26 protein-coding genes are annotated in these 26,991 nt (G+C 46.5%); 16 read left to right on the top strand and 10 right to left on the bottom strand.

The genetic code is table 11. From position 1 onward, the window contains the following. Nucleotides 1-2: 2 nt before the first annotated feature. Together BHE18_RS18115 and BHE18_RS18110 are read left to right on the top strand one after the other, a co-directional pair. Nucleotides 3-1,184, top strand: coding sequence for an aminotransferase class I/II-fold pyridoxal phosphate-dependent enzyme (locus BHE18_RS18115; protein WP_071619905.1), 1,182 nt, complete (start codon nt 3-5; stop codon nt 1,182-1,184). Continuing rightward, entirely contained in the window at nt 1,181-2,827 is a 1,647-nt protein-coding gene (locus tag BHE18_RS18110) for a M20/M25/M40 family metallo-hydrolase (RefSeq protein WP_071619904.1), read from the top strand. Before BHE18_RS18115 ends, BHE18_RS18110 begins: the two co-directional genes overlap by 4 nt. A gap of 138 nt (nt 2,828-2,965) precedes the next feature. On the opposite strand, the gene BHE18_RS18105 is transcribed toward BHE18_RS18110, so the two are convergent. The 5 genes from BHE18_RS18105 to BHE18_RS18085 all read right to left on the bottom strand — a co-directional run bounded on the left by BHE18_RS18105 (nt 2,966) and on the right by BHE18_RS18085 (nt 6,549). Beyond that, nucleotides 2,966-3,811: a hypothetical protein gene (locus tag BHE18_RS18105; protein WP_071619903.1), complete on the bottom strand. Its 846-nt coding sequence runs from the start codon at nt 3,809-3,811 to the stop codon at nt 2,966-2,968. Continuing rightward, nucleotides 3,798-4,706 (bottom strand): WD40/YVTN/BNR-like repeat-containing protein, encoded by a 909-nt coding sequence (locus tag BHE18_RS18100; RefSeq protein WP_071619902.1) that lies wholly within the window; start codon nt 4,704-4,706, stop codon nt 3,798-3,800. The genes BHE18_RS18105 and BHE18_RS18100 overlap by 14 nt, the downstream gene beginning before the upstream one ends. Before the next feature lie 408 nt (nt 4,707-5,114). Beyond that, the gene (locus BHE18_RS18095) at nt 5,115-5,765 is read right to left on the bottom strand and encodes a hypothetical protein (protein WP_071619901.1); all 651 of its coding nucleotides are present in this window, start codon (nt 5,763-5,765) and stop codon (nt 5,115-5,117) included. Between the two features lie 33 nt (nt 5,766-5,798). Then, a complete protein-coding gene (locus BHE18_RS18090) occupies nt 5,799-6,083 on the bottom strand; it encodes a hypothetical protein (protein WP_141771930.1) in 285 nt (94 codons plus the stop codon). 208 nt (nt 6,084-6,291) lie between these two features. Further along, nucleotides 6,292-6,549, bottom strand: a complete 258-nt coding sequence (locus BHE18_RS18085; RefSeq protein WP_071619961.1) for a DUF4190 domain-containing protein — start codon at nt 6,547-6,549, stop codon at nt 6,292-6,294. A 489-nt stretch (nt 6,550-7,038) separates the two neighbouring features. Here BHE18_RS18085 and BHE18_RS18080 point away from each other — a divergent pair, with 489 nt between their 5' ends. Next, on the top strand, nt 7,039-8,163 hold the full coding sequence (locus BHE18_RS18080; protein ID WP_071619899.1) for an acyltransferase: 1,125 nt from the start codon (nt 7,039-7,041) through the stop codon (nt 8,161-8,163). Nucleotides 8,164-8,286: 123 nt separating this feature from the next. On the opposite strand, the gene BHE18_RS18075 is transcribed toward BHE18_RS18080, so the two are convergent. The 4 genes from BHE18_RS18075 to BHE18_RS18055 all read right to left on the bottom strand — a co-directional run bounded on the left by BHE18_RS18075 (nt 8,287) and on the right by BHE18_RS18055 (nt 12,376). Next, nucleotides 8,287-9,102 (bottom strand): alpha/beta fold hydrolase, encoded by an 816-nt coding sequence (locus BHE18_RS18075; RefSeq protein ID WP_071619960.1) that lies wholly within the window; start codon nt 9,100-9,102, stop codon nt 8,287-8,289. A gap of 95 nt (nt 9,103-9,197) precedes the next feature. Then, nucleotides 9,198-9,395: a hypothetical protein gene (locus BHE18_RS18070; protein WP_071619959.1), complete on the bottom strand. Its 198-nt coding sequence runs from the start codon at nt 9,393-9,395 to the stop codon at nt 9,198-9,200. 188 nt (nt 9,396-9,583) lie between these two features. Beyond that, nucleotides 9,584-11,218, bottom strand: a complete 1,635-nt coding sequence (locus BHE18_RS18065) for an SLC13 family permease (RefSeq protein ID WP_071619898.1) — start codon at nt 11,216-11,218, stop codon at nt 9,584-9,586. Between the two features lie 315 nt (nt 11,219-11,533). Continuing rightward, a complete protein-coding gene (locus tag BHE18_RS18055; protein WP_235860369.1) occupies nt 11,534-12,376 on the bottom strand; it encodes a hypothetical protein in 843 nt (280 codons plus the stop codon). Nucleotides 12,377-12,801: 425 nt separating this feature from the next. Here BHE18_RS18055 and BHE18_RS18050 point away from each other — a divergent pair, with 425 nt between their 5' ends. The 12 genes from BHE18_RS18050 to manA all read left to right on the top strand — a co-directional run bounded on the left by BHE18_RS18050 (nt 12,802) and on the right by manA (nt 25,383). Beyond that, the gene (locus BHE18_RS18050; protein ID WP_071619958.1) at nt 12,802-13,431 is read left to right on the top strand and encodes a sugar transferase; all 630 of its coding nucleotides are present in this window, start codon (nt 12,802-12,804) and stop codon (nt 13,429-13,431) included. An 18-nt stretch (nt 13,432-13,449) separates the two neighbouring features. After that, a complete protein-coding gene (locus BHE18_RS18045) occupies nt 13,450-14,676 on the top strand; it encodes a glycosyltransferase family 4 protein (RefSeq protein WP_071619896.1) in 1,227 nt (408 codons plus the stop codon). Nucleotides 14,677-14,693: 17 nt separating this feature from the next. Further along, a complete protein-coding gene (locus tag BHE18_RS18040) occupies nt 14,694-16,061 on the top strand; it encodes a sugar phosphate nucleotidyltransferase (protein WP_071619895.1) in 1,368 nt (455 codons plus the stop codon). Nucleotides 16,062-16,074: 13 nt separating this feature from the next. Continuing rightward, nucleotides 16,075-17,034 (top strand): hypothetical protein, encoded by a 960-nt coding sequence (locus BHE18_RS18035; protein ID WP_071619894.1) that lies wholly within the window; start codon nt 16,075-16,077, stop codon nt 17,032-17,034. A gap of 49 nt (nt 17,035-17,083) precedes the next feature. Further along, nucleotides 17,084-18,016, top strand: coding sequence for an NAD-dependent epimerase/dehydratase family protein (locus BHE18_RS18030; RefSeq protein WP_071619893.1), 933 nt, complete (start codon nt 17,084-17,086; stop codon nt 18,014-18,016). A 4-nt stretch (nt 18,017-18,020) separates the two neighbouring features. Beyond that, nucleotides 18,021-18,767, top strand: coding sequence for a YveK family protein (locus tag BHE18_RS18025; protein ID WP_071619892.1), 747 nt, complete (start codon nt 18,021-18,023; stop codon nt 18,765-18,767). Then, on the top strand, nt 18,751-19,356 hold the full coding sequence (locus BHE18_RS18020; protein WP_071619891.1) for a tyrosine-protein kinase family protein: 606 nt from the start codon (nt 18,751-18,753) through the stop codon (nt 19,354-19,356). Before BHE18_RS18025 ends, BHE18_RS18020 begins: the two co-directional genes overlap by 17 nt. Nucleotides 19,357-19,387: 31 nt before the next feature. Continuing rightward, nucleotides 19,388-20,839 carry an oligosaccharide flippase family protein gene (locus tag BHE18_RS18015; RefSeq protein WP_071619890.1) on the top strand — a complete coding sequence of 484 codons (1,452 nt, stop codon included), beginning with the start codon at nt 19,388-19,390 and terminating at the stop codon, nt 20,837-20,839. Further along, nucleotides 20,826-22,055, top strand: a complete 1,230-nt coding sequence (locus BHE18_RS18010; RefSeq protein ID WP_071619889.1) for an O-antigen ligase family protein — start codon at nt 20,826-20,828, stop codon at nt 22,053-22,055. Before BHE18_RS18015 ends, BHE18_RS18010 begins: the two co-directional genes overlap by 14 nt. Then, nucleotides 22,052-23,104 carry a glycosyltransferase family 4 protein gene (locus BHE18_RS18005; RefSeq protein ID WP_071619888.1) on the top strand — a complete coding sequence of 351 codons (1,053 nt, stop codon included), beginning with the start codon at nt 22,052-22,054 and terminating at the stop codon, nt 23,102-23,104. The genes BHE18_RS18010 and BHE18_RS18005 overlap by 4 nt, the downstream gene beginning before the upstream one ends. A gap of 266 nt (nt 23,105-23,370) precedes the next feature. Further along, the gene (locus tag BHE18_RS18000; RefSeq protein WP_071619887.1) at nt 23,371-24,231 is read left to right on the top strand and encodes an ROK family protein; all 861 of its coding nucleotides are present in this window, start codon (nt 23,371-23,373) and stop codon (nt 24,229-24,231) included. Nucleotides 24,232-24,435: 204 nt separating this feature from the next. Next, on the top strand, nt 24,436-25,383 hold the full coding sequence (manA, locus tag BHE18_RS17995) for a mannose-6-phosphate isomerase, class I (protein ID WP_071619886.1): 948 nt from the start codon (nt 24,436-24,438) through the stop codon (nt 25,381-25,383). Between the two features lie 157 nt (nt 25,384-25,540). On the opposite strand, the gene BHE18_RS17990 is transcribed toward manA, so the two are convergent. Beyond that, the gene (locus BHE18_RS17990) at nt 25,541-25,726 is read right to left on the bottom strand and encodes a hypothetical protein (RefSeq protein WP_071619885.1); all 186 of its coding nucleotides are present in this window, start codon (nt 25,724-25,726) and stop codon (nt 25,541-25,543) included. Between the two features lie 176 nt (nt 25,727-25,902). On the opposite strand from BHE18_RS17990, the gene BHE18_RS17985 reads away from it, so the two are divergent. Beyond that, complete coding sequence (locus BHE18_RS17985) at nt 25,903-26,835, top strand: helix-turn-helix domain-containing protein (RefSeq protein ID WP_071619884.1); 933 nt, start codon at nt 25,903-25,905, stop codon at nt 26,833-26,835. Nucleotides 26,836-26,991 lie beyond the last annotated feature (156 nt).

The following is a 26,991-nucleotide window of genomic DNA, read 5'->3' as shown; positions in this document are numbered from 1 at the left end:
TTATGTCGTTATCCATCAATACAGCAGCACAAGGGTTGGTCATCCCGGGTATCCGTCAGTTTTCCAATCAGCTCGTCCACTATCCGGATGCCATCAATTTGACCATAGGCCAGCCTGACTTTCCCACACCGGAAGCGGTGAAGGAAGCCGGGATTTCTGCCATTGCTTCGAATCAGACCATTTACTCGCATAATGCGGGTCTGCTCGAATTGCGAATGGCCATCAGGAATTTTTTTGCAGAGGCATATGAGCTTGACTATGAAGCCGAAACGGAAATTATCGTGACGACCGGGGCAAGCGAAGCGCTGGATTCGGTGTTCAGGACGATTTTGGAAAAAGGGGATGAGGTGATCCTTCCCGCACCGCTTTATTCAGGGTACGAGCCGATCATCACGATGTGCGGGGCGAAGGCGGTCTATCTGGACACCTCCCTGACGGAATTCAAACCTTCCCCTGAAAAGCTGGAAGCCCTGATTACGGGAAAAACAAAGGCGATTCTATTCAATTATCCGTCGAATCCTACGGGGGTTTCCCTTGATAAGGGGGAGATGGACGAATTGGCTGCATTGATTGGAAAATACGATGTGTACATCGTCTCGGATGAAATCTACAGTGAGAATACGCTTGAAGGGGGGCATCATACGTTTGCCTCGTATGCTCAATTGAAGGAGCGGCTTTTCCTCATCCACGGCCTGTCCAAATCCCACTCGATGACGGGCTGGAGAATCGGGTATGTCCTCGGGCCGGCTCCGATTATGGAGCATGTCCTGAAAGTCCATTTGTACAACGGTGTCTGTGCATCTGTCCCTGGACAATACGCGGCGATCGAGGCATTGAACAATAACCGGCATGTGCCGGCACAGATGAATATCGCGTACAGGGAAAGACGGGATTATGTTTACAGGCGGCTGACGCTGATGGGCTTTGATGTGGTCATGCCGACAGGGGCTTTTTATATTTTTCCTTCTATTAAACAGTTTGGCATGCCTTCGCTGGAATTTGCGAATCGGCTTTTAAAGGAAGCGCGGGTGGCTGTTGTTCCCGGAAGCTCGTTTACAGAGTTTGGGGAAGGCTACATCCGTATTTCGTTTGCCTACAGCATGGAATTATTGAAGGAAGCGATGAACAGGCTGGAGAGCTGGCTGAATATATCGTTTTTACAAGATAAGGAGGTTTTATCATGAGACAGTGGGGGACACCTGATTCGCTGCGGGCCCTGCTTTGTGAACTGGTCGGCTGGCACAGCCGTACGCTGACAGAAGGGGAAATCGAATTTGCCGGGAAAGTATATGAAAAGATGAAAGGTGTTCCTTACTTCCGTGAGAACCCCGCTCATCTTCATCTCGGGGATGCAGATTACGGCAGGCGTTTTTTTACGGCTCTTTATAAACATGAGAAGGCGGAGAAGACCATCGTGCTGATCAGTCATTTCGATACAGTCGGCACGGAGGAATACGGGGAACTTGAAGCCCTCGCCTTCAGCCCCGAACAGTTGACGAGGGAGCTTGAGAACTACATCGATGAGCTTTACCCGGATGCACAGGAGGACCTGAAATCGGGGAACTACCTGTGGGGCAGGGGGACGATGGACATGAAGGCAGGACTGGCCATTCACATGCAGCTCATTGAAAAAGCCGCCGATGAAGGCTGGCCGGTCAATCTTGTCCTGGTGACGGTGCCGGATGAAGAAGTGAATTCCTCAGGGATGCGTGCTGCTGTAGTCTACCTGAATGAATTGAAGGAGAAGCACGGCTTTGACTATACGTTGTTCCTGAACGGGGAGCCGGTGTTTTCCCAAAATCCGACCGATACGGCGTATAAGGTCTATTCGGGAACAATCGGGAAAATCATGCCCTCCGCCTTGTTCTATGGGAGGGAAACGCATGTGGGGGAGCCGCTCAGCGGGATCACCTCACCGTTCATCGCTTCATTTTTGACGAGGAAGATGGAATGGAATCCGATGTTCAAGGAAGCCGATCTCGGCGAAGGGACACCGCTTCCGGTGACACTGCAGCAGGACGATCTCAGGTTGAACTACTCAGCGCAGACGCCGTTCGGGACCGTTGCCCTCTACAATGTGTTTACGATGAAGAAGACGGCTGCCGATGTCATGAATGCATTCGAGCAGGTCGCCCTGTCCGCGGCGGCAGAGTGCAATCAGTGGTACCGCGAGCTGTGTGAAAGGGAAGGCATTCCGTCGGTGGGGGAAGTAGGCGTGCTCCGCTATTCTGAGCTTGTGGCTTATGCGGAGAAGAAGCTCGGCCGGGAGTATATCGAATCCCTCAAGCATGATATCGCGGTCCATGAAGGGGACGACCGGGAAAAGTCGTTCCGCATCGCCGATACCCTGATGATCAACTGCCAGGAACTCGCCCCGGCGATGGTCATCATGTTCACCCCGCCTTATTATCCGCCCGTGAACACGTCCAGCCATCCACTGGTGGAAGAATGTATGGCGGCGCTCGTGAAATCGGGGAAGGAGCACTTTGAACTCCCGGTCGAACAGGTCCATTACTTTAACGGAATCTCGGATTTGAGCTATGTGAACTACAAGGACGAAAACAAAGGCTGGGCCGTCTATGAAAAGAACACCCCGGTGTGGGACACCACCTACACCATCCCGTTCGCTGAAATGCACAAACTCGAAGGCCCCGTCCTGAACGTCGGCCCCTTCGGCAAAGACGCCCACAAACGGACCGAACGCCTTCACATCAAAAGCGCCTTCGTGAAAACACCGGTATTTGTGGAGGAAGTGGTGCGGGTTGTGATGGGGAAGGGGGACGGGGGGACAGGTCCCTTGTCCCGTATTCTGAAGCCAGGGAGATAGTGAAGCCAGGGGGGACAGGAACTGCGGTTTAAAGGCCGGGGGACCTGTCCGCTTGGTTTTTCCCTCCTGGTTTTCAATACTCGCCGAACGACCCAAATAAAAAGAAATCCGGGATCAGTAATCGATCCCGGATTCTTGCTATTCAATGAATGTAAGTTTGACTGGCTCGACACGATCCATACTCGCCCGATACAACGTAATCTCTCCAGAGGGAGGCTTCGGATCATTCGAGTGACTTTGAAAATTTTCATTCAATCCGATTGTCCATTCCGCCTCACCGGCCCTCAAAAGGACGATGGCAATGGTACCGAATTGGACGACGTTGTCCCAGCTATACTGTCCGGATTTCCCGTTGTAGTTGATGGAGATTCCTTCTGGCCTGCTGTCGATTCTTGCATCGTTTCCTTCCCACTGACCCTGAATTGTCGGGCCGACATAGGAATAAGAAATGCCCGAATCTCTTGCGCCGTATGTACCGATGTACTGGTGAATGCTGTTGTCAGATGCACGGTAGGTCAACGTCGCGATGTCATTTTCAAGCCATTTTAACTTGAATTTCCCTTGAGTTTCGTAGGGAAGGACTTCTTTCGGTCGTGCGAAGATCCGGTAATAGGTTCTATAATAAACGGCCTCACCCGTTTTTCTGTCTTCTTTTAAGACGAACTGATTTTTCATATCGGGTGAAAAGCTTACAATCTGTTTGGTCTGCTGACCATGGTTCAGGATGAGGCCCCCTTGAAGGAGGATGAGAATAATCGCTGTTACGGATGAGATGATCTTCCACATTTTCGGAATGGCAAAGAGGAGGAAGATAGAAGCTGCCGTGCCCGCCACAATCAGGATATTGACTACATAGAATAGACGATTATCGATATATTCCAAGTTATATGCGGCGTGCAGGAACAGGTATCCCATCTGGAAGATGAACAGGATGATGGATAAGATGAATAGTAGACGCCCACTTCTTTTTTTAGTCGGTTTCATCTGGCTGTACCTCCTCCTGGAATGACCAGGTCCGTCCCTGATCTTCAGAGATGAATTTCCCTTTCACTTTTCCGCCTTTATAATCACCGTTCGGACCTTGTTTGACGCAGGCTGTCAGGTGGTCACCTTCTTTGAAGGGGACCTCCGCCATGACAAAGATCCTTTTATATTGATCCGGGATTTCCATCGCTGCTTTGTTCCACGAATTTCCCCCGTCTTGTGTGACATGAAGATCCGGTTCTTCCGGGTTGAGGATCCCGAACGACAGAAAGCCAGTGTCTTCATCAACAAATCCCCCGTCATAAATGAGCCGCGTGGTGTCGGGGCGTGGCGTCTCCTTCCACGATTCCCCTCCGTCTTTCGTCAAATAAACAGTTGTCAATTCCTGTGACATCGTCCTGTCGGCTGAAAGAATCACATAACCGGAGGACTCATTGAGAAAGCCGACTTTCCTGAAACGGATGGGCGGAGAAGAAGCTGTGACCTGGGCATCTTCCCATGTCTCCCCTTTGTCCTTTGAAAAAAGCAATCGGACGCTTTTATCGACGGAATAGTCACGGGCATATAAGAAGGCAGCAAGATCTTCTGTCAGAATATAACTATCCTCTATCAGCTCGTCCTCACTCCCGGAATACTCCCCTTGGAATAGATTCTCTTTTTCCACGGGAACTTGAATCCACTTCTCTCCATTGTTGTAGGTGGTCTGCAGCTGCTCCTGTTGAAGCGAGTATCCGACAGTGGCAGCTTCATTCACCGCTTGAAGTGGAGGGGGACCTGGATCACTTATTTCAGGTGTCTCCGGCTGAGTTACATGTGGCTCTTTTTCAAAAAAATACGTGCCTGCGATGATCCCGATGACCATCAGACAAGCCGTCCCGATCATGATGTATTTCACATTACCAGACTCCTTTGGTTATATTTTCTATTTTATCATAGAGAAAAAATCGAACGGGATAACATATTTTGGAAAAGGGGGTATTGTCAAAAAACTTATTGAAAATTGTAAAGGGCACTATCTTTAACCCAAAAGCCCAAAAGTAAGGTTCTTGGTCGCCGCAGTCGCTCTTGACAAACACGCCAATGGTTTGTGAAGTGTTCATCAAGGGCGAAGGGGACAAAAGAAGGCATGCCAAATAAGCCCTTGGTGGACAAGTGTTTGGAAGACCTGGAAGATTCCACCCGGAGGTTATCTAATGATGAGGGAAGAATGGTGATTAAAAAAGGAAACCAAGAGGACATTGAACTGCGGTTTAAAGACCGTGGTGCCTGTCCCCTTGATTTTTCCCTTGCCTCTTTCCTCGATCTACTCTGGGACAGTGTCCCTGTCCCCCTGTCCCTTCCCCATATACAAGATGATGCGCGGGCCCTGGACGCCTCCGATGTGGCCGTCGGCTCCCTCGGGGGCTTCGATCATCGTACTGAAGCGGATGGTTTTCTTTTCTTTTGCTTTTAGTTCGGCGTGGAACGGAGCTCCCTGATTAAGGAAAGGGACCGGTTTATAGTTGTTTTCATCGAAGCTGTATGTGAATGTCAGATTCTCATCGCCGGTGTTCTCAAAAGTCATTTCGCATTCGGCGGTCATGGTCCTCGGGTTATCCCAGTCAGGGACGTCAAACATACATACGCTGTCGTCTGCGATATAGTTTACCTTTTCAACCCCTTCTGCCATGAATTTCTGATATAAGTCCACGGACAGTGCGGGAGAGGACAGGACGAAGACAAACGCGATGGTTACGGCTAGCAATTGGAATCTTTTAAGGGCGAACCAAAGAACGGTCACACTTGCGATCATCAATACATGTGAAAGAATGGAGAGATGAAAGGCAAGGTTGAGATGTCTCGTCAGGATGATTTCCATTTCAGGTGCTTTGAGAGAGGTGTAGGGGAACCTCAAGAGGAAAGAAATGAGAAACAGAACGAATGATGCTGCCAATAATAAGGGTGATTTAATCAATGGTTTACCTCCAATCCGGGTTAAGTATAAAGTTTAAAATGGGAGTGTCTTTGCGCCCATCATAAAGAAAATGCTCACGGAATACCTGAACACCACATAAGCAAGCGTCAGTCCGATCACCAGATGCAGGCCCCAAAGACGCCGGATGGAGTTTAAGAGAATGATATCGAGTACAAGCCAAACAACAGGCAGCGCGGCCGCAGAAAAAAAGTAATAAAAATGACTGAAAAACCCCAGCACAATCGACGCTGCAACAAGCAGCGGGAAGATTATATGAAGCAAATAAAATATGATTAAAGCAACCCTTCTTTTCATCATTTCACCTCACTTTGCGGGACAGGGGGACAGGTACATTGTCCCAATCCGGCTGCACAGTAGTTCTATTTTATGATAAATACTGGTTTAATAGTAGGGATTTGTTTGGGGAGGGAAGTTTGAGTTTTGTAGGTTTGGTAGAGTTATTAAATTTCTAAAAGTTGAGGTGGATGGATAGGTGGGACAGTGTCCCTGTCCCCCTGTCCCAAACCTAGTAGAATACTGCCATATAGCCGATCAAACCGGCAATGGTGAGCGAAGACTGGATCACTATCCCGAGAATGTTGATGATCAGACCGGCAACGGCGAAACTTCTGCCGTTTTCGCTGCGTGATTTAATTTCATTTAAGCTCTTTCTTGCGATCACGACACCAATAATTCCGACAATGAGTCCGATTTGGATAAGAAATAATGAAACAATACCTAATATGAAAGAGATGACTGCTTTTTCATTTGTTTTGATTTTCATGAAATTCTGATGCTTCCTTTCCTCGTTTGCGTGCACTTTCCGTAGCACTTTCAATTAAACTTCTGACTTTTCTATGACTCGGTCTCGTATATTACTGAACAGTTATCAAAAAGAGGGACGCCCACTTTTCTGCTTTTCAGCCCGTAAAAACCCCAAAACCTTGTGAAATATAAAACAGGGCCAAATGAAGAATAAATAACCGCCGCCGCCGTGATATTCCTCAATAAAATCTCTCCCTGAAACCCACTTTGAATTTATCTGAAAACCCACAAATAGATTACAGATACATAAGACTATAAGACTATTATATTCTTTTTGTGAATTTTTCCCATATGATGCCAGTTTTTATTTTGAGACAGCGGGGAAGAGGGGACAGTGTACCTGTCCCCTTGTCCCAAATTTTTCCCTTTATATGTTAGGGAAATATGCTACAATACTATAGGTTTGTTAAAATGTGAAAACAAATGTAAAACGAAGGAGTAATATGTGTTGAAGACAACAGGATCGATACAGAATCAGGCTTCCAGGAAATATTTCTATGAGTTGAATTTTATACGGGCGATTGCCTGTTTATTAGTGGTGATGGTTCACGTGACAGCAAGGAACTATCATATGAATGATCAAACGTTTAACTGGGCCACGCTGTTCCTGAATCAGGTCACACGTGTGGGGACCCCGATGTTTGCCATCATCAGTGGATTTCTATTATACAACCAGGCAATAAACAGGGGGTTTCAACTAAATCGCTTTGTTTCTTCGCGGTTCACTAAAGTGGTTATTCCATTTTTGGTGTGGAGCTTTGTTTATTTGCTGGTAATTGACTATTCATTTCCTTGGCAGGAGAATGGACGGGAAATGGGTTACTTCCTTACTCACTTTTTCTTGGGTGACGGTTATTATCATCTATATTTTATGATGGTAGTGGTTCAATTTTACGTGCTCTTTCCATTTCTGCAGTTCTTAAAATCGAAAAAGTCGATGATTGCCTTGACCATACTGGCGTTCTTTGTTAATTATTTTCATTTAAGACGTCCATTTGAAACGGGAAATGAACTAGTGAACATCTTTATTCAAGACCGCTCATCTTTACTGTTTTGGATTTTCTTCTTTATGCTTGGCGGCCTGCTGGTTCATTATTGGGATTCCATCATAAAGCTGGTGGAAGAAAACGCAAAGTTCTGCCTGATGATTGCGTTCATGCTGCTGGGGGCAGGAATTTATGAATACGAAGTGTTCGGTTTCTATTCATCTACAAGAATAGCTAATTTGATCATTATGCCTATCTTCTTTATTTGTATAATAGGCGTCTATTTCCTGATGGGCAATCTGGAGAAGCTGAGAAATCAAATCATTGAGTTGGGAAATCTTTCAATGGGAATTTATCTTGTTCACCCATTGACCCTGTATCTCATTCAGCAGAATGCACCATTCCTGCTCGAAAGAACCCGCTGGATCCCGGCAGCATTCATTATTACCGTTGTGGGATCCATCATCATTGTAAAACTTATCAACAAACTGCCGTGGGGACAATACATCGTAACCGTCGCAGGAAAGAAAAAAACCAAAAAAGCAAAACAACCCGACCACACCCCCCAAAAACAAATCGCTGTGTAAGCGGGACGGGGGGACAGGTCCCTTGTCCCACTTAAGAGTTAAGGTATAGATAAAACCACCTTGGAATCCTACACAAGGTGGTTTTTATATTTTTTCCAACACAGCAGCGTAAGAGAAAAACTGTCATCCCCGCCCTTCCAAAAACGAATCAACAAGCTTATTAAACTTCCCGCTATGCTCCCAAAACATAAGATGTCCTCCCAATATTTCCACCGACGCTTTGGGAGCCAGCTTGCTTACGGTTGAGACCGCCGCTTCGGCCCAGTGCTCGGCGACAACATACAGAGTCGAAACTGCTTCACTGCTCTCGGCCGCCTCGACCCGATAATCTGAGAAGAGACCGGAAGAGAACAGGTTGGCGGCAATATAGTAAGGGGTTTTCAATGACTGGTCGACGATCCAATTGAGTTCATCATCTTTGAGTTCCCGCTGGACCATGACTCCTGCGGCGTAGGCAGAAATGAAATCCCGCTGTCCTTTTGGGTTCCGGAGGTAATTCGTATAGGCTGCAGCCATGTCATCCAGCGGGCCTTCCACCCACTCCCGGTCCTGTTGCACGGATAGAGATTTTGGGGGCATATCAATGAATGCGAGGGATTTAATACCGGCCGTGCCGAACTGCCGGATATACTCCCAAACCGTCAGGCACCCGAATGACCAGCCGACAAGCGTGGCATTCTCAACCTTCAGCTGCTTCAATACTTTCCCTAAATCGGTCCCGTGCGTCACATAGTCATTCCCATGGACCGTCATGGTGGACCGTCCGTGGCTTCTGGGATCGATTACAATCGTACGGCGGGTTTTTGAGAAATGCTTCACCTGCTCGGAAAAGACTTCAGTCGTAAACGTAAACCCCGGTATAAATACTATCGGTTCCCCGCTGCCGGTATCCTCTACATATAATTCGATCCCTGGTTCCACTTCGATATAAGTGTTCATGGCTGTCCCTCCTGAAATGTTGTCATTTTTTAGAGTATATTCAGCATGTAGGTGTTTCATATCGGTATTTATTGAATCGACCGCAGCCGCCGTGCTTAATTTATGAAATCCCATATCCCGCCGATCAGCTTGCCCAGCCCCCTGAACAACCAAAATACCAGCCTGAATGGGAAAATGAGAATCTCCGGTATCCATATCAGAATCTCAAGCAGAAAATCAACCAGAGAGAAATGCTCTCCTTGGCTTCGTCTTCTGGTTCTCTTCTCCTTCATTTTCTTACGCCATTTTTTCATGATCATCCACCACTTCTTATTGTTTAGTTGAATATACGGTCAATGGTCATCATTTGTTTCAAATTATTGGATGTTAAAACGGGAAAGTGCAATGGCTTTTACGGGGGGCCGGCTTGTGAACTAATTTTTTAAGCGCTCAAAAAAAGACGTTCTAAATTGGAGGAATCCCCTTTAGAACGTCTTAAAAATTATCCCTCCAGCCCATCCGGAAACGTCGTCAAATCAATTCCCCAAACCGCAGGAAGAGCATAATAAATCATCAGTGTAATAAAAACAATGCAGAATATGTTGATCCAGAACCCGGCTTTCACCATATCGCCGATCTTTATCATGCCGGATCCGAATACAATCGCATTCGGCGGTGTCGCCACGGGCATCATAAAGGCACATGATGCCGCAACGCCGCTTGCGATCATCAGGCTGTATGGGTGAACGTTAAGCGCGAGTGCCAGTGAAGCCATGATCGGGAACATCATCGTAGCCGTTGCTGTATTCGATGTCAGCTCCGTCAGGAAGATAACGAGTGCTGTTACCATCGCCACCACAATGATGAACTGAACGCCTTGTAAGACGGTCAATTGCTCCCCGATCCATGCTGCCAGTCCGGTTTCTTTAAAGCCTGCAGCAATTGCGAGGCCCCCTCCGAATAGAAGCAAGATGCCCCATGGAAGGTTTTTCGCGTCTGCCCAAGCCAGTATGCGTGTTTCCCCATTGCTTTTTGCCGGCAATAAAAACAGGATGATCCCTGCGAGAATGGCAATGATCGTATCATCCAGGTTAGGGATGAATTTCGTTAAGATAAACGTGCGTGTGATCCAGCAGAACGCTGTAAAGACGAACACCGCAAAGATAAGGCGTTCTTCAAAGCCCGGCACTCCCAACGCCTTCTTTTCCTTCTCGATGACCTGCTTGCCGCCTGGCAGTTCTTTGATCTTCGTCGGGAACGCGACTTTTACGAGGTAGAACCACGTAGCCCCTAACAGAATCACCGCGAGCGGCACCCCGAACATCATCCACTTCGCAAAGGAAATTTCAATGCCGTAAAGTTGTTTCACAACGGAGGCGAAAATCGTGTTCGGAGGTGTCCCGATCAACGTCCCTAGCCCGCCGATGGATGCTCCGTATGCAATCCCGAGCATGATCGCTTTGCTGAAGTTCGTTGTTTGTTCTTTTTTCTCTTTCATTGAATCCTGCACTTGATAGATGACGGCCAGCGCGATCGGCATCATCATCATGGCCGTCGCCGTATTAGAAATCCACATGGATAAAAAGCCAGTGGACACCATGAATCCTAAAATCAGCCGTTCCGTGCTTGTCCCCATCACAAGGATAATGTTCATCGCAATCCGCTTATGTAAGTTCCATTTTTCCATCGCCAGGGCGATCATGAAGCCGCCCATGAATAAAAAGATATTGGGATCCGCATACGCACTTGTGATGGCACCTGCAGAATCCACCGCTCCCGTCAGCGGGAACAATACGATGGGCAGCAATGAAGCAACCGGAATCGGCACCGCCTCGGTGATCCACCAGGTCGCAATCCACGCTGTACCCGCCAGCACCGCAAGTGCTCCCTTTGACATCCCATCAGGACTTAAAAACAGCAGAATGAATAAAAACAAAGCCGGACCCAAGAACAACCCTGCTTTTTGCCTTTTCGTATAATTCGGCTTTTTCTCCGGGTTTACATTGTTCAGCTTTCCTTTCGTTGTCCCTGTTCCTGCAGTTGGAGTCGGCGCATCACCGCTCATCATCAACGTCTTCTTCGCCTTATGATGCATCCCCCACATCTTTCCCCATAATGACTGAATCACATCTCCCATAGGTTTCTCCTCTCATATTTATACATTTATTCATTATAAATATGTTATCTGAAGATTTAAAACATTGTCAAGGTGGGACAGGGGGACAGGTACAGTGTCCCGGTCTGCATTGAGAGGGCCAAACAGTGTCCCGGTCTGCATAGAGGACCAAGGGAAGATAGGACGAAAAGGGACAGGAACTGTGGTATCGTCCCCCGGTTGACGGGAAGAACCGCAGTTTCTGTCCACATGTTTTTTTTCATGGTTTTTCCCCATGGTTTTTTCTCCCCAAAAGAACCGGTGTCCCTGTCCCGGTGTCCCTCCCCCCATAATACTTTAAAGGTTTACTTTATTCCGGGATCCATTATCGATGATCCGCCCGTTGGGTACGGAGGGGATATTGAGGGTGGTATCCATACTGTAAGAGGTAAGGTCAATCACAGGGTTATTGTGGGGGATGGATGAAATATCCCAAACCATTCCATCAAAATGGTTGAATTGACCACAAACCCTTAAAATTTTAGTGGTTATGGAGGTCGGCTGGATTTGGAGGTCTCTAAAACGGTTCCCGCTGATTTCATAAGGGATTGTAGAGCTGCTCGTCATGGTGATCATTTCGATACAATCATCCAAAGAGAGATTGAGAAACCGGTTTGCATTGATCCAGGACATCCCGGAAGCCGGACGCTTCGCAACCAGTTTCATACCTGTTTTCAATCCTGCTATTTTGATGTTTTCAAAGTGAACGAAAGAAATTTCATGGCCTGCACCGCCGGAAAATAATGATAGGCCGATCCCTTTGTGACTGCTGTGCCAGTTGACAATATTAATATCCCGTATGTGTGTTCGATTCCATGTATTGTAATATTTATATTTGCCATCTAAATAAATGACCTCGGAATCAAATGCCGGGTCATTGATCGCAATATATGCCCCTTCCAATGAGGCATTCTGTTGGATTTCCACTACACGAAAATTCCCCTCGACAACAAACTTTGTTCCATAATCAAACAGTAATTTGACCCCTTGCTTAATGATGATTGGGGCTGTAATGACATAATCTCTATTACCCAATTTAACGTTCTTTCCTGCATTGTTCCTGGCATAGTTAATGGCAGCCTGTATTTTAAGGGAGTCATTCCCGCCGCTGAAATTTTCTACATAGATGTCTTCATTCATCTTTTTCCCTGCTTTCCTTTATTCTCCTTACTATAATATGGATCAAGACTATTCTAAGCTTGTACTATCTTATTCATGAAAAATAAAAAAGGTGCCGAATATCGACAAGTTAAAATGGGAATAGTGACCATTCCGGACTTCAATATTTCATGTTTAAATCCCGGTTTCGATACAGTTTCATTCCGCTTGAATTTCACGGCGGGTATCAATCAATTCCACAGGCAGAGGGCAGATCGATCCACCATTCTTGTTAAATATGGAAAAAATTTTTAAAAAACTATTTCTAATAAACTGAAAATCTGTTAAGATACTGTCAAACAATGTTCTTTATAGTGAACAAAAAAGATGTGGTCCTATTTTAGATGCTGATAAGAGAGGTGAAGTTTTTGTCGCTTAAAGTCGATGATATAAGAGGTTTGAAGAGGATTCCTGCGAATGAGGAAGAGTTCTTTTTAGGAAACAATTCTTTGTCATCCGTTCCATATCTTACGGTCCGAAGGGTATTTGATATTGTTCTGTCCATTGCCGGTTTAGCAGCAGCAATGCCGCTTTTCATTATTTTTTCGATCCTGATTAAAATGGATTCGAAAGGTACGGTGTTTTATCGCCAAGAGAGGGTGGGAGTGAAAGGGAAATATTTTCAGTTGATAAAACTCCGCACGATGGAAATGGATGCCGAGAAGGATGGACCAAGATGGGCAGGCATTAATGATCCCCGGGTGACAAGAATCGGCAAGTTTCTCCGAAAGACAAGGATCGATGAGCTTCCTCAGCTTATTAATGTGGTGAAAGGAGATATGAGCATTATCGGCCCGAGACCGGAACGGCCTGTTTTCACAGAGATTTTCAATCAGGAAACCCCGGGGTTTATCAAGCGGCTTGCAGTGAAGCCCGGACTGACCGGCTGGGCCCAGGTAAACGGAGGATACGATGTAACCCCCGAAGAAAAGCTCGCTTACGATTTGGAGTACATACGTAAGAGAAGTTTTATCTTCGATTTGAAAATCCTTATTTTGACTATAAAAGTTGTGGTGACTGGTGAAGGTGCCAGATAAATAATAGGAGGAACATTTATGGAAGTCATGTATATGTCCCCCAGGCCGCCGTACCCGCCAACTAAAGGGGATCAGCTGATTGCGTGGGAACAGATCAAACAACTGAAAGCGAATGGGTGCCAAGTCTGCTTGCTCACGTTTGTGAAATCCAGGCAGGAAGGGGAACTCATTAAGGATAAGCTCTCCCCTTACTGTAAAGAGGTCATCCTATTTAACATCCACCCAATAGAAATGCTGCTTGGATCGTTAAAAACGATCTATAACTCCAGACCCATTCAAGTGAACCTGTTTTTTCATCCAAAAGTAAAAAAGCGCGTGATCGAGATTTATAAAAGGATTAACCCGGAAATGATACACGTGCAGACTGCCAGGGCTGCCGAGTATTTTCTCGATATCGAAGGCCCGAAATGCATCGACCTGATTGATGCTTTGTCACTGAATATGGAGCGGCGTGCAAGGTCGGGGAGTAAGTGGCTGAAGCCGATATTCAAGCTTGAATCACAGCTGATGAAACGATATGAGAAAGTGATAGCAAAGAGGTTTGACCAAGTGATGCTCGTTTCTGAAAGTGATAAGGAACACCTGAATGACAGCAAGATTATCGTAAACCCGAATGGAACCTTCATCACGAAACAACATCTATCCCACTATTCCTCCATCCCTAAGGAAAAAATCATCCTCTTTCACGGAAACATGCAATACTATCCAAATGTCGAAGCGGTTGTTGATTTTGTAAAAGAGGTTTGGCCGCATATTCATCAGGCATATCCTGAGTACCGATTTTATATCGCAGGCAAGGACCCAGTGAAAAAAGTGAAAGCCCTGCATGGAAAGGCAAATGTGGTTGTTACCGGATTCGTTGAAGATCTATGCAGCGTTCTGCTGAAGGCTCAAATCGGTATCTATCCAATGAAATCAGGCACGGGGATGCAGAACAAAATTGTGGAATCGATGGCGTGCGGAATCCCGACTATCGCATCCCCGATCGCATTGCAGGGGATTGCAGGAAGGCGGGGGGATGAACTGATTTGTGCAGGGAGTAACGAGGAAATGATTTCTGCTGTTAAACGTTTAATTGATAACCCGTATTTACAAGAACAATATGCTGTGAAGGGTCAAGCTTTTGTCCGTGAGAATTACTCCTGGGAGCAAAACTGTGCACGATTGATCCAATCCTGGAGGGGTGCTGTCATGAATAGGCTCCCTGAAGCATCGGAAGAAGTGAAAAAAGTGCTCGTTCAATAAGGAAGGAAGGTGCCTGCATGCGGATTGTGCTGTTATCAGGAGGTTCAGGGAAACGGCTTTGGCCGCTTTCCAATGATGCAAGATCCAAGCAATTCCTTAAAGTTCTGAAAAATGAACAAGGAAAGATGGAGTCAATGGTCCAGCGTGTCTGGAGGCAGCTCAGAAAAGCTGACCTTGCTGATCAGGCGATTGTAGCAACAAGCAGTTCCCAGGTGGAAATGCTCCATAACCAGCTCGGTGCCAAGATCCCCGTGGTCGTCGAACCTGAGCGGAAGGATACGTTTCCCGCAATCGCATTGGCAGCCGTATATCTATATTCCGTGGAAAGATGCAATTTAGACGAGGTCATAGGAGTGCTGCCTGTCGATCCATTTGTAGAAGACCACTTTTTTGAAACGATAAAGGAGCTGGAACGGGGTCTGGACGAAAGTGCTGCTGATTTGGCTCTTCTGGGGGTGACTCCGACCTATCCATCTGAAAAATATGGATATATTGTTCCGGCGAACAGAATGCCCGGGGACTTTATCCATGTAAGCAAGTTCTGCGAAAAACCGAGTGAGGCGACGGCCAAAAAGCTGATCCATCAGCAGGCCCTCTGGAATTGCGGCGTATTTGGTTTCCGGCTGGAATATATCATTAGGCTGCTCAAACGTAAAAATATCCCCACCCAGTATGATGCTTTACTGGCGTATTACGATCAGCTCCAATCGAACAGCTTCGATTATGAAGTAGTCGAGAAGGCAAGCAGCATCATTGCCATTCCCTATTCAGGTTATTGGAAAGATCTTGGAACGTGGAGCACTCTGACTGATGAAATGGAAACCCCGGTAATCGGAAATGGGGTCATAAGCAAGGATGTACTGAATTCTTGTATCGTCAATGAATTGGAAATCCCCATCCTATTGAATGGAGTGGAGAATATTGTAGTAGCCGCAAGCCCGGATGGATTGCTGGTGACGGAGAAAAAGAGCAGCCACAAAATCAAGGAGTACGTTTCCCTTTTTCAAGAGGGTCCGATGTATCAAGAATACCGGTGGGGGTGGAGCAGAGTCCTTGAGTATAGCAAAAAGGGTGAAGGGGAAGAAACCCTTATGGAAAAAATCCATTTGACCGCCGGCAGAAATTTAATTGACCGGGGCAGGGGGAACCAGGAAGTGTGGACGGTCATCGAAGGAGAAGGGACCCTGGTCCTTAATGATGAATTTTCCATCGCCGGCATTGGAACCAGCCTTGCGATTCCAGAAGGGGAGAACTTTTCCTGGGAGGCGCGGAGTGATATGAAACTGATCGTCATCCGCACAGGCAAACATCTAATGGCCCATCGGAGAAAAGCTGGCAGCTTGGACGGGGCGATGAACAGACCGGTTTATTCGAACTATTCATAGGCGGGGAATGGAAATGAAGAGGCAGTTTGTATATATTGCAATCATCGTCTTGCTTGCGGCAGCGGCAGTGCTGTTGATCGGCTTATTATCGAAGGAAACGTTCAATGAGGATGGCAGTATCAGGGCGGAGGCGTTTGGAGCGGATGGGAATGATCAACAGGATGATTCTTCAGCCATCCAGGCAGCCATCGATTATAGCTATAAACATGAAAAACTGCCTGTCAAATTACTGGGGAAATCCTACTTATTAAAACGGGGCCTTCGATTGAAAGAGGGGGTCACCCTCGAAATGGGGATGGCCACGAAGCTTTTGGCTGAAGGGGATTTTAACGTTTTGGAGGCAGAGCAAAAAACGTCGATTAAGAATGGGACCATTGAAATCACAAACCCCGAATTCCGAGGTGCTGCAATTTATGTAAGCGGGAAAGAACAGATCTGGACGGCTGATCGGATTCATATCGAAAATGTGACGTTGTATAACTCCAGCGGCAGCAATCGCGGGGAAGGAATCTCATTTAACGCAGGAACATCCGGAGAATTTATCAGCTTTGTGAATGTGTCAGGGGTGAATGTGAGCGGGTTTCATACGGCAGTGCTTTTACAGGCTGCGCCTCCCGAGGGAGGGGAGGACTTCAATTTCATAAACGGCAACAGGTTCATCAACATGACATTGGATGACTGCATTGTCTGTATCCATGTAAAAAGTGATGTTACCGTTCCGAATGAAGCATCGGGGAATATGTTTGAAAACCTGCAGATCCAATTGACAGAGCGGACAGACAAAGCAGTGATTCTATCGGGATCAAATAACATGATAGAAGGTATGGTCTGGGACGCTCATCTCTTAAAAGATAGTCAACCCTTGATAGAGTTGACCGGAAAATCATCGGGGAATCTTTTGAAACTGAATCTATCGAAGGACAGGGTCATGGACGAGGGGCGGGATAACCACTTCTCAACCCCGATAGAGTGATCGGTCCGTGTTGGATAGCTTACGAAAAAAAATCGGAAGGAAGATGGCCATGAAAGTGTTAATAACAGGCGGGGCGGGCTTTATAGGTTCGCATATTGCAGAAGCACTGATCGAATCCCGGTACGATGTCGCCGTCGTGGATAATCTGGTGACAGGGTATGAGAAAAACCTTCCTCCTGCTGTGCGTTTCTATAAGCAGGATGTCCGAATGGATCTGGATGATCTTTTTGCCGCAGAAAAGCCCGATTATGTCATTCATCAGGCTGCACAAGTTTCAGTGAGTCATTCTTTCATAGACCCTTTATATGATTGTGAAGAAAATATCCTGGCGACACTCAATATCCTGCAAGCATGTGTCCGGCATAATGTTAAAAAAGTTGTATTTGCTTCCACGGCAGCGGTATATGGAAATCCGGTCTATCTTCCTGTTGATGAAGCCCACCCGCTTCTGCCGATATCCTTTTATGGATTAACCAAAGGACATGCAGAGAAATGTATCCAGATTTATGGGGATACCCATCAGCTTGACTATTCCATTTTACGGTACGCCAACGTTTATGGACCAAGGCAGGATGCACGCGGGGAAGCCGGGGTCGTCTCCATCTTTATCGAGAAATTGATCCAGGGTGAAGAACCTATTATATTTGGGGACGGAAAACAGACAAGGGATTTCATTTTTGTCAAAGATGTAGCAAGAGCAAACGTTGCTGCGTTGACGAGCGGAAGTAAAGAAATCCTTAATATAGGGGCGGGGCAGGAAGTCTCTATTCAAGAAATCATCAATCAGCTGGCGATGATCATCGAGAAGCCGGTCCAGCCTCTTTTAAGACCGGTCCGGGAAGGGGACATACGTTCAAGTGTATTGCAGAATGAACGTGCACAATTAATGCTGGGCTGGTCACCAGGCCATTCCCTGGAAGAGGGGCTGAGAGAAACGGTCCGCTTTTATCAGCAGGCATCCCTTGCAGGTTCGAGGGGGTGATTCGATGAGAGAACAAATGGATTTAAAAGCATTCTTCCGTATATTAAAACGGAGATTTGCCACCATCCTTATCACCGCACTTTGCATTTCATCAGTAAGCAGTGCAGCTGTTTTTTTCTTTTTGAAACCCACTTATGAAGCAAAAGAATATATTCTGGTAGGGAATTTCAGTCATGACGGGGAGGTATACATTGATACCCAGACCATTAACAGGCTGATTGCTTCAACTGTTGATTTTATTACCAGTCCGATTGTTTTGGAATCCGTGCAGGATCAGTTCGATCTGTCACAGGAAGAGCTGGAAGATAAAGTCACGGTGCAAAATAAGGAAGATTCTCAGATTATTTCTATTGTCGTACGGGATACCAATAGGGAAAGGTCCAGGGAGCTTGCTCACCTCCTGGCTGCCAGTTCAGTCGAAAAGATGAAGAGTTCCATGGCAATGGAAGATATAACGGTGCTGAATAAAAAAGAAGGAACAAACAAACCTGAAGTAGTGGGGAATCCAGTCGTAAATATGTTGATAGGAGTGATGGCGGGATTATTGTTCGGGATTGGAGCGGCTTTGTTAAAAGATCATTGGGACGACTCCGTACAAAGCAGCGTCCGAATCGAAAAGGAATTGGGGCTGCCGGTGTTGGGTACGGTGACAGCCACTAAAGACACTCTGCCGAAAATCTACCGAAAACAGTTCAGCGAGCTGAAAGGGAATGTGGGAAAAGGAGGAGAAATCCATGCAAAGTCCCATTGAGGATATCATCTGCGGAGAGAAGCCGAAAAAGAAGGGGATTGTCTGCTTCGACGAGATGAAGGTGATCAGCAGCAAAGTAGAGAAGCATGATCCTTCAGTACTGATGGTCACGTCGATTCCTGCAGGAAAGTCTGTAGCTATGATCACAGCAGAAATGGCAGCCGCTATTGCGATGCAAGGAAAAAAAGTCCTTCTTGTGGAAGGGGATCTGAAGAGACCTTCGCTTCATGAATGGTTCCATATGGAGCAGCCTGACGGAATCAATCAGGAGCCTTTTAAAACCATTCTGCCGACTTTTGTGCAGGGGCTGGATGTCCTTTTGACCAATCATTCTGCAGGGAAGCCGATTGATGTCTGGCTTTCATCCTCATTCATGAACCATGTCGCTTACTGGCAGGAGTCCTATGATCGGATTATTTTTTCTGCTCCCTCCTTCCATTCAGGTGTTGAAATGGAACTGCTTGCTGAAGGATGCAGGGAAGCAGTGCTGGTGCTCCGGCAAAAAGATAAAATCGAAGATATAAGAAAAATACAGGCCAAACTTGAAAAGGCAGGATGTAAAGTAATCGGGGTGGTTTATCAAGGATGACTCATCTCAAAAGGCAGAAGGGGTACCCATCATGAGGCAGAATGGAAATTCGATTGTAAAGAATGTCTTTCACTTATTTTACAGTACCGCACTTGCAACCATTATGAATGCAGCCGCATTGATTGTTCTTGCCTCGTTTATCAGTACAGATGATTATGGGAAATTCAGTGTGCTGCTCGCATTTGCCATGATCATGGCCTATTTGTCGGAAGCCGGCCTGAACCAGATTGTCCTCCGTGAAGGGGCGAAAAAAGAAGCTCCTGTTTCTGAAATCATGGCCTCATTTATTAAGCTCCGCATGGGGTTGATGCTTTCAGCCATGGTGATTGGATTCCTGATCATCCATTGGATGTACCGGGGAGACACAGAATTGATTTACCTCTCTTACTCACTGATTCTTCCGCTTTTGACCGGGATATCCATGCAAAGCATCAGTACTGTTTATTTTCAGATGCTGGAGAAGATGCAATATTCCGGGTTGATCCGGATTGTCTCCGCGGGCCTGCTGATCTCCGTTATCTTGATCGGGAAGTGGTTTAATATAAATCCGATGATCGTCTTTTTCTTATATGGATCTGCCTATTTTTTGGCTGGCTGCTTTGGGATATTCCTGACAGCAAGACATCTGAGATTTTCCTTCAAAGCGCCATTTTATAAAGGTCTTCGCAAGAACTGGATTCCCTTTATGGTGACCGGTTTATTGTTTATCCTTCTTCCGCAGATAGGTCCGATTATCCTGGAGCAGACACTTACCTGGAAAGAAGTGGGGTATTTCGCAGTAGCCTACAGGATCCCGCAAGCTTTGCAGCAAGTGCCATTTATCATCGCCGGCGCTTTTTACCCGGTTTTATTCCGTTTATTCGAGGCCGGGGACCATTGGGAGCATGTGAGGAAGAGCATCTCTCAAGTGAAATTGATGGGGCTTGCCGGTATGTTGGCAGCCATTCCTTTCTACCATCTTTCTGAATTTGTCATTACGCTTTTGTTTGGGGAGAGATGGATCGAGGCTGCGCTTTTATTGAAGATATTGTCCCTGGTCATGGTCTTTCAGGGCGTGAGCATCGCTTTGGGGGATGGATTGACGACAAAGGCGCTCCAGTCGAGAAGGATGATTATTCAGGGTATTGCGGTGGCATCGGGAGTGATTTTTTATACCCTGTTCAGCCGGTTGTACGGGTTGACAGGGGCAGCGGCAGCCGGAGTTCTCATAGAATTGATCCTGCTGATCGGATTAGTATTCTGGCATCCGGATCGGATGATCCTGCTGAAAAGAGCCGTCCTACCCTATCTGGCTGCCTTTTTCATCAGTCTTTTGGCTGTGGAATCATTCTTGTCTTCTTACCCGTTTCTTGCTGTCAGCGTCCATTTAATCCTTATTCTTTCCCTTGCAGGACTGGATAGGGAATGGAGAGGGAAGGGCCTGGAGATATACCGCAAATGGAAATCGAAATCCGGAAAGGAGGCACATGATGCTGCATCCTGATACATCCAACGTACCGCGCAGCAGCCTGATCCTGTTTCTATTGCTTTTTTCAGTCATGCTGGGCAAGTATCATATTTATGTCGGCTTCGCGTTCAAGCCATATATGATCTATACAGGAATCCTTGTCCTGCTGCTTGCGGCTTCCTTTCGATTTCAAAAACTGCAGGTATTTGAAGTGATGCTTCTTCTTTTCTATTCGGTGTATGTATTTTCCGGAGCTTTTTCCCTGTATGCTTCTTCCAGCCTGAGAGCAATGTTTGGAATCATTCTTTATGTCCTTTTTTATATCCTGATGAAAGGGATCCTTGGTCTGTTTCAAAAGGAGGAACTGGAAAATGGGATTGCGAATGCCGGCCTTCTATTTAATATCGGAAGTCTTCTCCTTTACGTGTGGGGACTGAAAAGCAATGGCTTTTCCTTGCTGGGAGACGGAGTGATACGTTATGGGGCTTGGTTTGACCGGGATTATCCCAGGTTAATCGGAATGCTTGAGGACCCAAACTATTTTGTGTTTTATAATACGCTTTTTTTTACTTTCTATTTATGCAAACGCGGCTCGTGGAAAAACAATATCGGTTTCCTTTTGTGTTTAATAACGAGTGTACTCACGTTTTCCAGAGGCGGATTATTGATTTTGATGATCATCTTCATCGTTTATTTTTTCCTGAACAAACCTGCTAACCAATGGCGGTTGTTCTTATCGGCTTGTTCTTTCCTGAGTATAGGATGGGTGATCAGCTATATTCTCGGTTTTCGTGTCCTGGATATCCTTCAGAACAGGTTTCAGGATTTTTCCAATGATGGGGGGAGCGGGAGGTTTGAGTTATGGGGAAGGGCGTGGGATTTCTTCATCTCCAATCCTTTGTTCGGGATCGGGGCAAGCAACTTCGCCGATTACAACGCTTTTGAATACGGTGATCAACTTGTCGTCCACAATACATTCCTGGAAGTCCTGACAGAATCGGGGCTTAGCGGACTGCTTATCTATGTCATATTTGTCCTCACCGTATTTGTTCAAATTTTCAAAGCCGATTTTCATAGGAAGCACCCATTCCTCTTTTTGACTTTCCTGGGTTTCATTCTTCAGATGATGTTTTTATCCTTGATCTTCAATGACATGTTCTTATTATTTCTCGCAATCTTGTCTGCTTATTTTTCTTATGAAAGCTTGAACCATCAAAACGTACATACGGTAAAGGAGGCGGAAATGAGATGAACGTATTGATGCTGACGGATAAATTGACCATGGGCGGAGCCGAAAATTATTTCATCAAACTGGAAAATAAAATGACCGTTCATGGCCTTCAGCTTTATACCGCTGCGGGCGGGGGGGAACTTAGCGGGCAAATCGCCAATAAGCCTAATTATATGGAATTATCCAGGAAGAACCACATTCTTAATATTTGGCGGCTTTACCGCTGTATCAATCATCAGGAAATTGACGTCATCCATGCCAACAGCCTGCGGATGGTCCTGTATGCTGTTTTGTTAAGAAAGCTTGCCGGCAAACCAAAGATAAAAATCGTCTATACCAAGCATAATATCACGGCTCTTGAAAAATTCCCCGGATTATTTTCATCGTTGATGAATCATTGTGTGACCGGCATCATAACGGTAAGTGAGTATGAGAAAAGAGTGCTCCTTCAATATGGGGTCAAAGAAGAAAAGATCACCACCGTTTATAACGGTGTTGATTTAGATAAATTTCCTTTCATGGGAAAGCCTCAGCCTGACGTATTCAATGTCGGTATACTGGCACGGTTGTCCCCGGAAAAAAATCATGGCTTGTTCTTGGAAATTGCCGCTTCCTTGAAAGAGGAAAAAGATCTGCAGTTTTATATTGCCGGGGACGGGCCCGAACGGGAATCTATCCAAGAAAACATTCAAAAGCTGGGAATCTCCGACCGGGTAACATTGCTGGGTGAAGTGAAGGATCCCCAGGAATTTCTCCAATCAATGGATCTGCTCCTGCTTACTTCAGAAAGGGAGGTATTCCCTATGGTCATCCTCGAAGCTATGGCTACAGGCACTCCGGTGGTAACGATTAACAGGGGAGGAATTTCGGAAGCCGTCGCAGACGGGGAAACGGGAATGATGGTCGACAATCATTGCCCTGAAACCTTCTGTGAAAAAATCTTAACATTAAAATCCGACGGGGATCTAAGGAAGGCGATCATCGATGCCGCCCGTCAAAGAGTCGTAAGGAACTTCACCTCCAATAATATGGTGGAGCATACCCTTAGACAATATGAAATTGTTAAATAGCCGTCGGATCCGAGTGGCGGCTGGGGACACAGGGACAGGTCCCTTGTCCCACAACACCCAAGTCCAAAAACATAAATTACATTACGCACATTTTAGTCCCATTAGATAAGTGAGCTGCAATGGCCTGAACACCGGTTAGAAGACGGGGGTTCGGGTCTTTTTTGCTTTAACGGAGGCCGATTTTTTCTCATCAAGGTTTGTCAATCCGATAAGTTATGATTACTATTAATAATAGAATAGACTTTTCAAGATTGGAGGATACATAGATGATTATTGGAGCAATCGAAGCAGGCGGAACTAAATTTGTCTGCGGAATCGGAAATGAAGACGGGGTGATTTCCGAGAGGATTTCCATCCCGACGACAACGCCGGCGGAAACGATGGCAGAGGTCGTGGCATTTTTTAAGGATAAGGAAATCGAGGCGCTGGGGGTCGGGTCGTTCGGACCGGTTGACTTAGACACTTCAAGTTCTTCATACGGTTTTATCACAAGTACGCCGAAACCCCATTGGGCACAGTTTGACCTTGTGGGTGAGCTGAAAAAGCATTTCGACGTGCCGGTCAGTTTCGATACGGACGTGAATGCAGCTGCCCTTGGCGAGAGCTTGTGGGGAGCGGCTGAGGGACTGGACAGCTGTCTGTATATGACGGTCGGGACCGGGATCGGTGTCGGGGCATTGGCTGAAGGGAAGCTCGTCCACGGCCTGACTCATCCGGAGATGGGCCATATCATGGTGAGGCGTCATAAGGATGACACCTTTGCCGGGCGCTGTCCATTCCACGGAGACTGTCTGGAAGGAATGGCTGCAGGTCCTGCGATCCAGGACAGATGGGGGAAGAAAGGCCATGAGTTGGAGGGTTCCCCTGAAGTATGGGAAATGGAAGCCCACTATCTGGCACATGCCATAGCGAATTATATTCTTATTTTATCCCCTAAAAAGGTGATCGTAGGCGGCGGGGTCATGAAGCAGAAGCAGCTATATCCGCTTGTGAGGGAAAAGGTGAAAGAGATCCTTAACGGGTATGTGCAGCATGAGCAGATCCTTGAGAGGATGGATGAGTATATCGTGGCGCCGGGGCTGGGGGATAATGCCGGGCTTGCGGGGGCGATTGGATTGGTTAAATAGAGTGGGACATGGGGACAGGTCCCTTGTCCCGTTGTGAATCATAGGTTTTGCATGGTTTGCAGTTTGGTAGTTGGGACAGGCCCCTTGACCCACCGATTCTAAGGTGAGCTTCCCTTTCCCCTTTTAAAGTAAGAAAGATAGTAGTACAATCATCAGTAATCATTTTTCACGTCCCTTTCGCGAGGGAGGATTCAGGAGGAACTTATGAACCAACCACTATTTCTACAGCCCATATTCCAAGAGCGAATCTGGGGAGGTACGGCGTTAAAGGATCAATTCAACTATGATATCCCGTCTGATAAGACAGGTGAATGCTGGGCAATTTCAGGTCATCCGAATGGGCAGAGTACGGTCGTGAACGGGGAGTTTGCCGGGAAGACGATCGGCGAGCTCTGGAACGAGCACCGTGAATTATTCGGAGGACACACGTCGCCGGTATTTCCTTTACTGACGAAGATTCTCGATGCAAACTCTGATTTGTCTGTGCAGGTTCATCCGGATGATTCATATGCGAAGGAACATGAGAACGGCGAGCTCGGGAAAACAGAGTGCTGGTATATCATTGACTGTGATGAGGATGCCGAGATGGTTTTTGGTCATACGGCTCAGACGAAGGACGAATTTGCTGCCAAGATTGAAAACGGCGAGTGGGACGAGCTGCTTAGCCGCATACAGGTGAAGCCGGGGGATTTCTTTTATGTGCCGAGCGGGACAATCCATGCTTTGTGCACGGGGACACTTGTTTTGGAGACGCAGCAAAGCTCCGATACAACGTACCGTGTGTATGATTATGACCGCCGCGATGCTGAAGGGAATACACGTGAACTTCACATTGAGAAATCGATCGAAGCAGCGACAATTCCTCACCAGAATGCGGCCGTACAGCCTGAAGTCGAGAAGCGCGACGGGGTTGAAGTGACGAAGTTTGTAGAGGCGGAGTATTTTTCAGTATACAAATGGCAGGTTGATGGATATGCTTCGTTTGTGCAGGATCAGCCTTTCCAACTGGCGAGTGTGCTGGATGGTGAAGGGACGCTGAAGGTAAGTGGAGAAACGTATCCTTTGAAAAAAGGCGACCATTTTATTTTGCCGGCGGATGTTGAGACATTTGAGGTTGAAGGGAAATTGGATTTGATTGTTTCGCATGTTTGAATAAGAGAAGGGCAAAGCATCCTGGGCGAGGGGCTTTGCCCTTTTTTGTGTTCTAATTGGATTTAAAACAAACGTTTGATTAGAATGATGAACAAACGCGAGCAAAGAGACCCGCGGACGAATCCCCAAAAAGAGCCAGAGTACCTGTCCCCCTCGCTCACAGCCAGTTCTTCTTAGCAAGGGGCTGCAGCGAGATTCCGGTCATCACCCCAAGGCAGAATCCAATCAGAAGACCGATTGCTGTGTCTTCTAAAATCGGGATGAAGATGGTGAAGCCTATCGTAAGTCCGATGACCATACCAAGCAGGTAGAGAATAGCTTTTTTTAGGATGGGTTGATTCATGATTATCACTCCTGAGCGGGTAATTTATTTCGGCGGAGATTGAACATGCCCAAACTATACATCCTGCTTTATTCAAAACAAATAAAATATAAGTAGTTTAATATTTTTAGATGAAATTTATAGAAATTTAATCCATACTTTACCTAAACGAAATCCTGAACGGGAAGAGGGATAGTATGGGAAATGTGGAATTGGGGAAGGAAATCAGCCGCCTTAGAAAGCAGAATGCCATGACGCAGAAAGAGCTGGCGCAGGATGTGTGTACACAGGCAGCTTTAAGCCTGATTGAACGGGGACAGACGACCCCTGCTCTTGAAACGGTCTTTTTTCTCTCGCTGAAACTGAATAAACCGATCAATCATTTTTTGCAGTATGTTTTGGATGACAATGTGGATTACATAAACGAAACCGTGTCATTCATTGAAAACCTGGCCTTCGAGCAGCGTTTTAATGATATCCACCGGTTGACTCAGAAAGAACTGCGGACGATGGAAAGCAGCAGCCGGACATGGTTCGAACAATATTTGAAATGGATGAACGCGATTAGTTCCTATCGTTTGAAAAGAGCGGACTATCCGTCCACTGTGTCGCTCTTGAAGGACCTGTTAAAAGAGGAATATACCCTGCTCAATCACAAGGGCTTTCTACATTTTAAAATATTGAATTCCCTGGCCCTCATTCACGGCGAGAACGATAATTTGACCTCGTCTTTACTCTATTACAACAAAGCTTTGAAGGGTGAATGGAAAGAGGCGATGCCCTCCTTGCTCAGGCAGCCGGAAATCTACAGGCTCCGGATTCTATACAATAAAGCAAAGACCCTTTACGACATGAAGAAGTATGAAGAAGCCCAGACCACCGTCATTCAGGGGATAAATGAATCCAGGGAGAACGAGAATATCTCCATGCTCGGGAACTTTTATTACTATCAGGGGCAATGTTATGAGCAGATGAACGAAGACCGTGCCATCATTGAAGAAGCTTATAGGAATGCGGAATTCATTTATGGTTTTTTGGGAAAAGAAAACTATTTGAAGATTGTTCGGGGGAAGAAGAAAAGTTATCTGAGGGCAGATGATGATACTGCCTCCCCGGAAAGGGATTCTTGAATTTAAACAAACGTTTGATTAAATGGCTCAACCTTTGATGCTGCAAGGGTGGAGGAGGTTAAACAAACGTTTGATTAGAGCGGGACAGGGGGAGCGGGACAGGGGGACAGGTACCGCGACCCGCCAGCAGAAATTGGGACAAGGGACCTGTCCCCC

The sequence above is a fragment of the Rossellomorea aquimaris genome (assembly GCF_001877785.1).
Lineage (GTDB): Bacteria > Bacillota > Bacilli > Bacillales > Bacillaceae_B > Rossellomorea > Rossellomorea aquimaris_A.
The sequence above is the reverse complement of the archived record's forward strand: the minus strand, read 5'-3'. Positions and strand labels throughout refer to the sequence as shown.